Here is an 11530-nt window from a genome sequence, read left to right on the forward strand (position 1 = left end):
AATAAATTGATAAGCCCAGTTAACAATTATTTATTTAAAAAAGATTTATATTCCCCACATCTTTCATAAAATTCTTCTCTGAAACAATGATATAGAATGGCATTTTTCTCTGGCATCCTGATTTTTTTCTGGGCTTTAAAAGCAATATCTTGTGCAATGTATTCATAAGATCTGACATGTTCATCAGGTTCGCCAACAATTTTTTCTGCAGGCGAATTTTCAAAAATGAGATAGATTATCAGGCGCATGACGGCTCTAAAATGCCCTTTTCCGACCACTTTTTTTTCACCTAATAGAATATGCCAACCCAAATCGTGATCTAATGCAGAGTAATACAATGATAATCTGTCTCGCTTGGCTTCATAAATCTCCAGATAGCCAACGTCCTCTCCTTCGATCTGAATAATGTAGAGCCGCTGATGGTCATCTACCTGCATTCTTTCAAAATATGCTGCCAGTTCCGGTTCTGGCTTATTGAGTTGCCATTGTGGAATAACATGTGGTTCATGCATCCATTTATACAGGAGTGGAAAATCATTCGGTAAGCTTAAGGCCCGCAGTGCATAGCTGATACCTTTTTCCTGATAATTAAAGTGGTTTGGTAAGCAGGAGGATAAGGTCTTCATTAGATTATGTCTCTTTCTGAATTATTTCCGTGGTTTAGCTGGTGATAATAATCTTCAGGAGGATGTTGTTTAAAAAATTGATCACGTTTTTGCTGTTCGAGTAACTCCATATTTTGAAATTGGGCCACATATCTTTCTGCCATGTCAGGCTTTAAAATAAACACGCCATCAGCATCTCCAACCATAAGGTCACCAGTGGAGATAACGGCATCAAAATAATAAATGTCCTGATCAAAATCGACCCGGCTTTTCCCTTCGGCTCTGGTAGTTAAACAACTGACCGCCTGGGCAAAAACCGGAACTTTCATGGTACGTAAGGCGCTGATATCAGTAACTGCACCCAACACCACAATTGCAGCCAGTTGATGGTAAATGGCAGCTCGATGACGCTGTTCGCCCCAACAGGCGCGATTACCGATGTTGCGCGCATCGATCACCAAGACATCACCCGCTTTACTGGCTAAGAGAGCCTCACGAATCTGCATAGCGTTAACAGAGTTTAAGGTGACTGTTCTGACCCTACCTGCTACCTGCTGAATTGAATTTACAGCATGAATACCGGATAAATAGCCGGTATCTAAAATATGGCCGATGGTTGAACTGGAAATAGCGGAATAAGATTTTAATAAATTATCGGATAGTTCTAACATGAAGGTTGATCACTTTATGGGTGTTTATTTGCTAATGGGCAACTGCCGCAGTAGTCATTTTCAGCTTCAGGAAGTTGAAAATAAAAGCAGCATTTTTTACGCTGATAATTTTCGAGACTGGATTGACGGCTGTGTTGCAAGAGTAAAAACGGATTGTGTTTTAAATCAAACCGTTCAGCCTCCAGATCGAGCAGAAACTGACGTTGCATGTGGCTCTTGTAAATGTCATCGGGATTTTTGCGCTGCATCAGGTCATAGAACTGTAAAATACGCAGAGCGGTATTTTCCCAAAGCAGAAACCGTTGTACTTTTGCTACCTGACCGATCACCTGAAAAATCTGATTGAGGTCATGAAAAACCTTCAACATAAACACTTCATAACCAGAATTTTGAGTGCTTAGAGCCGTTAGAGATAAACTTGAAGCCTTAAAATTCAAATGCTGGTCCCAAGACCACGTCGGCGCCATTTGTACTGAAAGTGCTGACAGTTGCCAAGGTAAATCTAGCTGTTCAGTGAGCAGGGCATATAAATAAGGAAATAGCAGCGGAACAGCCCAATATTTTATGAACATTGAACCTGAACAGGTCAGGTTTAAGGCCTGAATACGGGACTGAAATTCACCCAATACCATTGCACAGTGTCGGGGCTCTAATAAATCTGCAAAGCTCAATGCATTGTGCTCATGTAAATTTATCTGGATATCAAGTTTTTTAGCCAATATCTTTCTGGCCTGTGCTAAACCTGGCTGTTCAAGTTCCAGTGCAAAATCAATATTCATGACAGAGATATGGGAACGCACGTTTTAGAGACCCGCTTTATTCACTATGATGAAAAGTGCGAAACTTTTTTTAAAATATTACAGGTTTCGCCGATGCTGCTGGGCATGCTCCCTACTCGATTCTGCTGCTCCAGCAATGGACGAATGAGCTGTTTATACGGCCACTGTGCTTTTTCGAATAGAAGGTTCTGTAATTCAGCCCTCGCCTCTGCACACAATGGGGTATGGTTCAAAGCCTGCTGTAATTGTTGAGCTAATACGCGCCACAGTTTAAGTTCATCAATATGATAATATTCAGCAACTGCTTCTAAAATACTGGCCAGATTGACCTGTATGCCCAAGGTCTGTAAATACAGGATCAAGTCTTCGACAGCATCATGATAAAGCGTAATTCTAAAATCATGCGGGCTTAAATAGCATGGATCTTCCAGGCCGTGTTCTAGCAACCAAGGTAAATAGATCCGCACCGAATCATGGTCACGCAGCATAAAGCCTGAGAACTGCCCTTGATTAAGGACTATGCAGATATTTTGGCCATGAATTTCTCCCATAAGACCTAAGCGGAATAAACGTAAATTCACCTCAAAAAAATCTCGGCACAAGGTTTTAAATGCATCAATGACATTAGTCTGGTTCGACTCAAGCTGTTGAGCCTTGAGAATCAGCTCAAACGGATAGATCTCTCCTTCGATGCAATGCCCTAAACTGGCCATTGGAATAAGCTGGTAGGGCTGCTGCAATAATTCGGAAGGAATACGGCGCCGCTGAGCTGCCAGATGCATCGGCCGCTCTTCAAATAAAGTAAGATTATCTGGTGTTAGATTTTCAGGTTGATGAGGTAAATACGCCCACCACTGGTTCTCATCACACAACCACAAGCGTTTTTTCAGTACATCATCTTTTTGTTTGGCAACCTGCAAAAGTTTCTGGTTTTTTTGTCCATTAATCATTTTGACAATCGGTAAAAACCGTAGCGAGCCTAAAGATTTTACTGCTAATGGAAGCTTCAAACTGTCTTGTGGTTTGGTCTCAGACAGCAAACTTCTTAAGGAAGAACTGGCATACAGGTCAGCAGACTGAAATTGCAAGGGCACGATCACCTGCTCGTCAAGTTCTGGCTTAAACTGATCTGCCAGTACATGCTCAAACTGCCAGGCATGCATAGGTAAAACCAGATAATCATTACTCACCCCCTTCTGATTTAGCTCCTGCTGTAACTGTAAATTTTCTTCACTGCTCAAGAAAATTTTGGAGGGTTGATGAATTTTAAGCTGGGTCACGTCCTGTCCAAAGACCAGCTTTTCTTTTTTAATTGCTACCCAGTTCAAACGGATGGGCTGTGAAAAGTCTGGGCTAAATTGCCGGTACTCATCATTGGAAAAACCCTCTTTGAGCTTGGCCAGTGGATGATAAGGACGGTCTCGAAGTGCAGCATACTGTTCCAGCTGAATAAATAATTCAGCAGGTTGATCTGATAACCATGTTTCAGAACATATCTGATGATAGTTACTGAGCTGAGTTTGTAGCAAGGTTAATTCCAGTTCGGCGCTTAAATTTGCTAGCTTTGATTCCTCACAGCCTGAAAAATATTCCAAACGCCGCATAGCATTAAATAAGTCTAAAGCATTGCATAGACAAGTTTGAAAGCCTTGACCTGTCAGAACCTCTACCCGAAAACAGCACGCCAAGGGCTGAATTTGCCAGTCCTGTTTAATGGCTTTACGTACGGGCAACAGAATAAATTCGGCTACATGTGAGTTGAACAGAACAGCAAAATAGCTCTGATCTGTATACCCTTCAAATAATGAATCAAAACACTGGCCAAAACGGGCTTTTAATCGGGTTTTAGCCTGCTGCCGGGTGAAAATAGCCTGCTCGGAAATATAGCCTTCTACCAAAAAACTGTTTACCAGATCGACCAGAACCATTTGTGTGCTAACAGTAGGTGAAAACAACATCGTATTCATCTGATACACTCTTAAACTGATAGTTGACGAAATGCATGTAGTGGATTATTCACCAGACGTAGCTGTACTTTGCTATCACCAAACAGCCGTCTTTTGGTTAAAGATTCAATGCAAAACTGCGCTGCAAATACATCAAATTTTTCATATCTACTTTGATGCTGCGGGTATTTTTTCTGGAAGTGATGAATAATATCGGCCGCCTTTTGCCAGAATTGCTGTTCAGCTAACCCAATTTGCTGTTGCAGGGTGATCGCAATATCACTCAAAGCGACAAAAAACAGGCAGGCACAACTAAAATCCCGAACTGCATTTAAATCATCAGTCAAAATAAAGGACATGCGATTGGCTTTGGCATGCTCTGCCGGCAAGGCATGTAATTTAGGACACTTATCTGGATGGGTTAGATGGTCCGGATGAAAACGAACACCGTCATGAAAATCTTTTAAAATAATGCGGGTTGGCCAGCCATTCTGATGTAGCAGAATGATGTTTTGTCCATGTGATTCAGAGCCGATTCCTTCAGCATGTAATAAAAACAGAATGGGCTGGATCACCACGGAGAGGAATTGGGTCAGCCAGGCTTCAGTTCCATGTGCATCTAACCAGGGCTGAATCAGAAGTTGGCCATCGTTCTGGACATGACTGATGCCGTTCAGCGGAATGGCATCTTCCCCCGGCTTCAAATAGTGGTGAATGCTTTCACGCCATAGACTTCCAATCGTGCCATAAGCCTGTCTGGCATGAGACGCGGGAAGCTTGGTAAAATCAACAGCAGTCGCATGCACTTCTCTTAAAATTGCAAAATCTAAAAAACGGGCAATCTCGCTCTTTTCGATCAGGCCTTGCAACCAATCGGTAATTAACGGGCCATTCATGGCGGCATGCGAAGCCAGAATTCGTGAGCTTGAAGTATTGGTTAAACTCATCGAAAGTTTGATATAAGGCTTTTCTGGATGCTGTAAGTTGGTTAAGGTTCTTAATGATTGCTGCGCAATATAGGCATCAGTACCACGGCCTAAATACACCATTTTTTGTGCGGTTATTTCTTCAAAAAATGTATGGACCAGGGTATTTTCCCACTGCCAGGGATGTACAGGCAGCCAGGTATATTCAGTAGTATCCAAGCCCTGCCTTACCAAAACCTGATTGAATATTTCTGTCTCTCCTTTAGTCAGCTGTTCATGTAAAAACTGATCTGCATCAATTGAGTGAGAGGCATTCTCTGAACATAAAGAAGAATGTACAGCCAGCCAGATCAGATGGACCGGTTGTGCATACTCTACGCCATATTTCAAGTTATCTTGCAGGCTGAAGCCAACCCGGGACTTATAACACGGGTGATAGGGATGCCCCGCCATCAAATAGGTTTCGAGAACATCATAGCTGTGCTGGACAGCAGGAAGCGAAAACGCATTTTGGTACTGCTGCGATTGCACATCATGAATAAAAGTCCGTTTTAATTCATGAATAAAATCTTCTAGTTTTGCCGCATTTGGAATAGCCCGAACAATTTCATCAATCACCTGATTTAATTGTGCAACCGTTCTTTGCCCGGTATGGTCCTGGCGCATGACATCCTGATCATCCATACGCACTAAACCAAAACTCAAATAGTGTTTACCCGAGGCAATATACTCTACCGCCTGCTGGTTCCGATCCTGAGCACTGACGATAAAACATTCATTTTCTATTGTGGCTGCAATCACCTCTTCATAAATCAGTGCCTGAAATAACTGTTTAATAACTCGTTGCTCTACCTTTTTAATAGCAGCCTGATCGGGTTGTTGCCAAGCCAAGGTAGGTGTAAAAGTGGAATGGTTATTTTGTGCGAATACTGTAGCTAAGTGACCCATAATTTTTCCTTGATTATCAATTTTAAATATGAAGTGTGGACTGTTTTGAATGTGGAAATTTCCATGCATAGGGCAAGCCTAATAGCGTCATGCCGGCACAGAAGAAAAACAGTTCGCGAATTGCATACAGTTGTGCAATAGGCAGTTCATGGTTCAATAAAAAATGCTGTGTACGAGTTTGTAAATAAAGTGCAGCCATCACCACGGCGACAGCCGAACAGAGGCGCCGAAACAGATTATTGACAGCAGCCCCTTGCGTGACCAGCTCTGGATTATGTAGATGATTAAGCCCTGCGGTGGTCGCAGGCATATACGACAAGCCAAAACCCAGACCATGAATGATCATGCAAAAGATGAGCAAACTAACAGATAGACCGGCGGCCAGGCCCAGCCCTATAAAGGCGATTGCAGTTAGCAACAAGCCAAAACTGATCAGCCATTTTGCACCGTGCTGATCTAGATATTTACCTACGTGTCTGCTGCATAGACTGGTGGCTAAGGCACTACTCATCAGCAATAGGCCTGTCCAGATTGGACTTAGCTGAAGTGTATTCTGGACCAGTAATGGAATCAGTAGCAGGCTCATAAACAAGCCAACAGTATGTACAATCGAAATGATCAGACTGTAATTAAACTCACGGCTTTGAAATAGGGGCCAAGCAATAATCGTGCTGGTTCTTTTTCGGCTGAACCAAATAAAACCAAACCCGCTTAATCCACTTAAACCGAACAGCCACCAGAATAAAGACCGGGAAAAATCTGCCCATTGCTTAATTGTGCTTAGCCCCAACAGTAACGAAATGATTGAAACCGCCAGCAAGCTAAAACCGAACCAGTCAAATTTTAAATTGTGCGTAAGTGACTGCTTGGGCAAATATAACCATCCGACGGCTAACGCTGCTAGAGCCAAGGGAACATTTAGCAAAAAAAGTACTTGCCAACTGAACCAGACCAGAAGCAGTGCACCCAACATCGGGCCACAGGCCAGAGTCAGCATGATCATTGCGCCCCATAGTCCCGTTGCACTACCACGTTGCTGTTTCGGTGTCACTGAAAAAATAATGCCCAGCGACAATGGAATCATCAGTCCACTTGCAAAACCCTGTAAGGCCCGTACAGCCAATACTGTTTCAAAGCCGGAGGTAAATACACCGCAGACTGAACTCAACATAAAAATACTTAATGCAGATAAGTAGACTTGGCGCTGACCAAAGCGCTGGCTTAAAAAACCAGTTAACAGCAGGCTGAGGCTCATGGTTAAAAGAAAAACTACCACCACCCAGCTTACTGCTGCTTCTGCAATCTGAAAATCCTGCATCAGCTGGGGAATTGCCGGGTTAAAGCTACTATTATTGAGGCTCACCGTTCCTGTTCCCAACATAACAGACAGCATGACCCAGCGTTGGGACAGGTCAGGATCCGAAACAGAACAGGAATCTGAATTTGATATTTCAGCCATGACAATTCCCCATTTATTTCATTGAATATTGAGGAAATAAATCTGCTACTTTTTTTGAAATCGGTGATGAAATCACATCTGTCCGAAAATTACTTTTGGCTATAGCAGGCATAGCAAACGAAGCTTCAGTTTCCTTAATCTGAAAATCCTGAAAACTTTGTCGGCCTTCAATTTCAAAATAAGTTTTACCTAAAATTTGATTAGCTATTTTTGCAGAACGGAAAGCTCCTAAACCCAAGTCAGGTGTCCCGACACCATGATGCTGCAAGTCCGTGTTCTGAACATAAATTTCCCCATCACCCTGATAATTGAGTTGATGGTTTTCATTAATTTCCCATTGATGCTGTGGATTTAAACCAATCTTAGAGCCAAGCTTATTTAAAAAGTCTAAAGATGGATATTGATAGCCCGTTGCAGCAATAACCGTACTGGCTTGTATATTTAAATTCTGCTGTTTCTGTATCTGTAAAAATTTAAGCTGAATATTTTTTCCATGAACCAGCTGGGCATTTTCAAGATGATAATGGCCTGCCAGAGTGACATGTGTATCTACTGCTCCAATACTTCGCTGATAAAGCCGTTCATAAATATCACGAATGGTTTTGGCACTAATACCCTTGTACAGGTTGGCCTGAGTTGCAGGTAATGTCGTTTTTAAGTCTTGGGATAAATGATAAAAATAAGACATATAATCTGGACTAAAACTTTCCAGACCGAGCGGCGTATTTTCCATGGGGAAAAAGCCTGCTGAACGAGTGAGCCAATATAAATGAAATTTTGCTTGCCCGGTTTCAGGGTTAATCTGCCTGTCAAATAAATCAATAAAGATTTCAGCAGCTGATTGACCCGAACCAATGAGTACCACATTGCCCGATAACTGCTGATCACCCTGATACAGATAATTCGAGGAGTGCAGACACTGTGGATGTCGCTCGGCTATCCGCTGTAATGGCTGGGGTAACTTGGGTGTTGTTCCTGTTCCTAACACCAGTTTTCGAGTTTGATGCACAGATAGCCGGCCTTTTTGTTTAGTAATAACCTGAAAACCACCTAAAATTGGCGCGATGTCGGTTACTCGGCTACCAAACTGCAAATGCTCTAATTGTTGAACGACCCACTGACAATAATGATTGTATTCTTGGCGTGGAATATATAAATTTTCCCGAAAATAGAACTTATATAGACGTTGATGGGCTTTTAAATAATTTAAAAAGCTATACGGGCTGGTCGGCTCGACCAGACTAACCAGATCAGCCATAAAAGGTACTTGCATCATGGCATTAGGTAGCTGTATGCCAGCATGCCAGTCAAAATCCTGACGTTTCTCGAAAAATTGGTATTTGAGTGAGCTCTGCTGATGAAGCAAGGCTGCCAGACTTAAATTGAAGGGTCCTAAACCGATCCCGATAAAATCAAGCATATTCAGCCTCCACTACAGTCTGTACAACATACAGCGGGTTTTTAAGGTTGATGTAAATGGATTGCTGAGAAATATGGGCTTGTAATTCATCTAACTCATACAAACGCGTCATCAAATTACCTTTATAGGGGAAGGTGTCTTGATATAAAACAGTTTTTAATAAATTACTTTCCGGATATTTTTGGTAGGCCTGCATCAGACAGGATTGCAGCATTTCAATCAGTTTTTGCTCTTCAACTACTCCTGTTATACCAATGGCATTGATCAGACCGAATAAAGTATTACCAATAAAGTAGTAACGGAAACGCTCATCCACTAAAGCTATTGGACAGACTGCTTGGCCATCTGTTGCAAGTGTCGGGAAACGTTCTAAAATTTCGCTGGCCAGCTCCTTAATATAATAGAATCCCTGATTGTCTCTAAACCAGACATTTTTAGGCATACCCTCTTCAAGCTCAATTAAAGTATTTTGCTGATGGGCTTCAAATGCCATACCAAATTCATGATACAACTCCATTAGTGGAAAAATCGTGATTTCCAGAAAACGCTCAAACCACTGCAAAGCAATACTGGCTTGGCTTTGACCAGTTTTTCGGGAAAGATTCGCAAAGATTTTGCTAAAACGGTTTCTAGCTTCAAAAGGATGGTCTTGGCAGAGTGAAGCAATACAGGTCACATCAGCATTTTCCTGGAATGGGTTTTCACGCAAAATACAAATGGTTTCATCTAAAACCTGTCCGTTAACTTTTAAAGCCATCCAGGCCGGATCACTGATAGTTTTTAAATGTGGATGACGCTGCCTGAAACCGGAAAGGCACTCATCATTCCACAATTTGTAGCTCAGCAAACCACGATGACATTCTTTATAAAGATTAACTCGAATAGAGTTGGTTACGGCGACTGTCAGAGATGTTTTAAACATCCAGGGCGCCTGTTCGCTATATAAAGTACGTACCGAGGTGGTCGCTTTCATCTCCCAACCCAAGGCACCAAAATCAACCAGTCTGCCTTGATGTAAAAGCTGTTGATACCAGTCTTTATCTTTTAAGTAGCGGGCTTGCCATGGATGTAATGGTAATAACGCATAATCAGGATACTCATCCATTTTGGCTTGGTGATAGGCATTAAAAAATGGTGCAAGGTCCTGTTTTAATTGGTTAGAAATATCAATTTTATGGGCATTGTCATGTACTACCTGATCTGGATGGATATACAGGAAATGCATCTTAAAAGTACTTTGAGTTTCTGGAGAATAAAGCTGCCAGTCATTTTGAACAAAACCCTGACGGCTCTTTGGTGAGGGATGCATACTATGTCCGAGAACCAGAGCTTGCTCACTTTGAATAAAGTTTTGCTGGGCCTTAATTACGGCATCGATCTGTTCTTCACGGTAACTCAGAAATTGTTGCAGAGCCCCACGGCTTTGAATCCAGCATTCAAGCAAAGATGAGGAATCTAATGCTTCATCATTTTTTTGAAAAATTAAATTTTCCAACAAGTTTGCTGCCAAATTGACCGGGCTCAGCTTCAGTATTTTCCCGCCTTGTTCTACCCACGGTAAAGCAGCGAAACGATGTCTGCCTACTTTGCTCACATAGGCAAGTGGCGCATATAAAAACCCGGAAACTGTTTGCAAAGGAATACACAATACGGTATTTCCCTGACTCTGGTTTTGTAACTGTTGCGATTGTTCTGCGATAGGAATAAAACGACCATTACCTGTTTCTTGTAGATATGCATTGACTAAATGTTGTAAAGCGATCTTATCCGTGAACGATCTCATCTTCATCACTCTATTAAGTAAAAATAGTGTGATGAGTAAAATATACTTATATAAATTAATTGTAAATGATAATTACTATTATTTACATTTTCATTTAATAGGGTGCTAGCAATCAATATTGCTTACATAGCTTTAAAAAAAGTTTCATTAAATTAAATATTTAAATAAAAATTTCTCTATAGATAAAAGAACAGATAAACTTATTGAGGAGTTATAGTGAAATAATTTAGGTTGGGATGACTAACTGCTTTAGTATCTGAATATATTAATTTAGATGTTGAGTATGTAGCTGAAATCGACGTAAAAACAGCGGCAGCCTTAGGTTGTATTCAGTTCAGTACAGAAAATTTGTCCCGGTCAGTTAGAAAGTTTTTATATTTTTTAGATGATAGTTTTTCTAGAAAATTACTTTATACCGCAAATAAATAAATATAAATTTATATATTAATTAAATAAAATCAAAAAATTATCATTACATCTGTCTCTCGTGTTGTATATAGCTTTAGGTATATTTTCCTGTAGCATGAATGTCCATTCTCGCTATTTTATTTTCCTTTTTCAATATGATTTAAAATTGCACAATCTGCACTATTATCGCCAGTACAATAATTTGCTGATGTCTGTAAAAGATTAACCATTTCCTGAAATCTGGCGATTCTTTGTTTTAATTCATCGATATGTTTTAAAGCCAGTTGCTTAACCTCAGCACTTTGACGATCTGTATTTTTCCATAAGGAAACCAGTTCTTTCATTTGCTCTGAGGAAAAGCCTAAATCTCTGGCATGTTTTATAAAAACCAAGGTTTTTAGATCACGTTCTGAATAAATCCGATAGCCAGAATCCGATCTTTTAGCAGGCTCAAGCAGACCAATCTGTTCATAATAACGGATCATTTTGGTTGAAATGCCTGATTGTTTCGAAGCTTGACCAATATTCATTTATTACCTCTGGCCTAAACAGGGTTTCAACCTTAATTTGATTTCCACCCTTATC

The 11530-nt window shown here is 41.0% G+C and carries 9 protein-coding genes; all 9 read right to left on the reverse strand.

Annotated elements, in window-relative coordinates; all coding sequences use genetic code 11:
• Window positions 1–26: 26 nt before the first annotated feature.
• The 9 genes from ABZP31_RS08790 to cueR all read right to left on the reverse strand — a co-directional run bounded on the left by ABZP31_RS08790 (window position 27) and on the right by cueR (window position 11475).
• The gene (locus ABZP31_RS08790; RefSeq protein WP_248134969.1) at window positions 27–626 is read right to left on the reverse strand and encodes a GNAT family N-acetyltransferase; all 600 of its coding nucleotides are present in this window, start codon (window positions 624–626) and stop codon (window positions 27–29) included.
• Window positions 626–1276 carry an RraA family protein gene (locus tag ABZP31_RS08795; protein WP_248134970.1) on the reverse strand — a complete coding sequence of 217 codons (651 nt, stop codon included), beginning with the start codon at window positions 1274–1276 and terminating at the stop codon, window positions 626–628. Before ABZP31_RS08795 ends, ABZP31_RS08790 begins: the two co-directional genes overlap by 1 nt.
• Window positions 1277–1290: 14 nt before the next feature.
• Window positions 1291–2055, reverse strand: coding sequence for a (2Fe-2S)-binding protein (locus ABZP31_RS08800; RefSeq protein WP_039900798.1), 765 nt, complete (start codon window positions 2053–2055; stop codon window positions 1291–1293).
• Between the two features lie 44 nt (window positions 2056–2099).
• Window positions 2100–4022: an IucA/IucC family siderophore biosynthesis protein gene (locus tag ABZP31_RS08805; RefSeq protein WP_248134971.1), complete on the reverse strand. Its 1923-nt coding sequence runs from the start codon at window positions 4020–4022 to the stop codon at window positions 2100–2102.
• Between the two features lie 11 nt (window positions 4023–4033).
• Entirely contained in the window at window positions 4034–5875 is a 1842-nt protein-coding gene (locus ABZP31_RS08810; RefSeq protein ID WP_101235106.1) for an IucA/IucC family siderophore biosynthesis protein, read from the reverse strand.
• A gap of 22 nt (window positions 5876–5897) precedes the next feature.
• Entirely contained in the window at window positions 5898–7334 is a 1437-nt protein-coding gene (locus tag ABZP31_RS08815) for an MFS transporter (protein ID WP_005404463.1), read from the reverse strand.
• A 13-nt stretch (window positions 7335–7347) separates the two neighbouring features.
• Window positions 7348–8754, reverse strand: a complete 1407-nt coding sequence (locus ABZP31_RS08820; RefSeq protein WP_248134972.1) for a SidA/IucD/PvdA family monooxygenase — start codon at window positions 8752–8754, stop codon at window positions 7348–7350.
• Window positions 8747–10537 carry an IucA/IucC family siderophore biosynthesis protein gene (locus tag ABZP31_RS08825; protein WP_248134973.1) on the reverse strand — a complete coding sequence of 597 codons (1791 nt, stop codon included), beginning with the start codon at window positions 10535–10537 and terminating at the stop codon, window positions 8747–8749. Before ABZP31_RS08825 ends, ABZP31_RS08820 begins: the two co-directional genes overlap by 8 nt.
• Before the next feature lie 545 nt (window positions 10538–11082).
• A complete protein-coding gene (gene cueR / locus ABZP31_RS08830; protein WP_005019722.1) occupies window positions 11083–11475 on the reverse strand; it encodes a Cu(I)-responsive transcriptional regulator in 393 nt (130 codons plus the stop codon).
• Between the last annotated feature and the right edge of the window lie 55 nt (window positions 11476–11530).

Origin of the sequence: Acinetobacter sp. FL (genome assembly GCF_040744925.1) — a bacterium.
Classification (GTDB): domain Bacteria; phylum Pseudomonadota; class Gammaproteobacteria; order Pseudomonadales; family Moraxellaceae; genus Acinetobacter; species Acinetobacter radioresistens.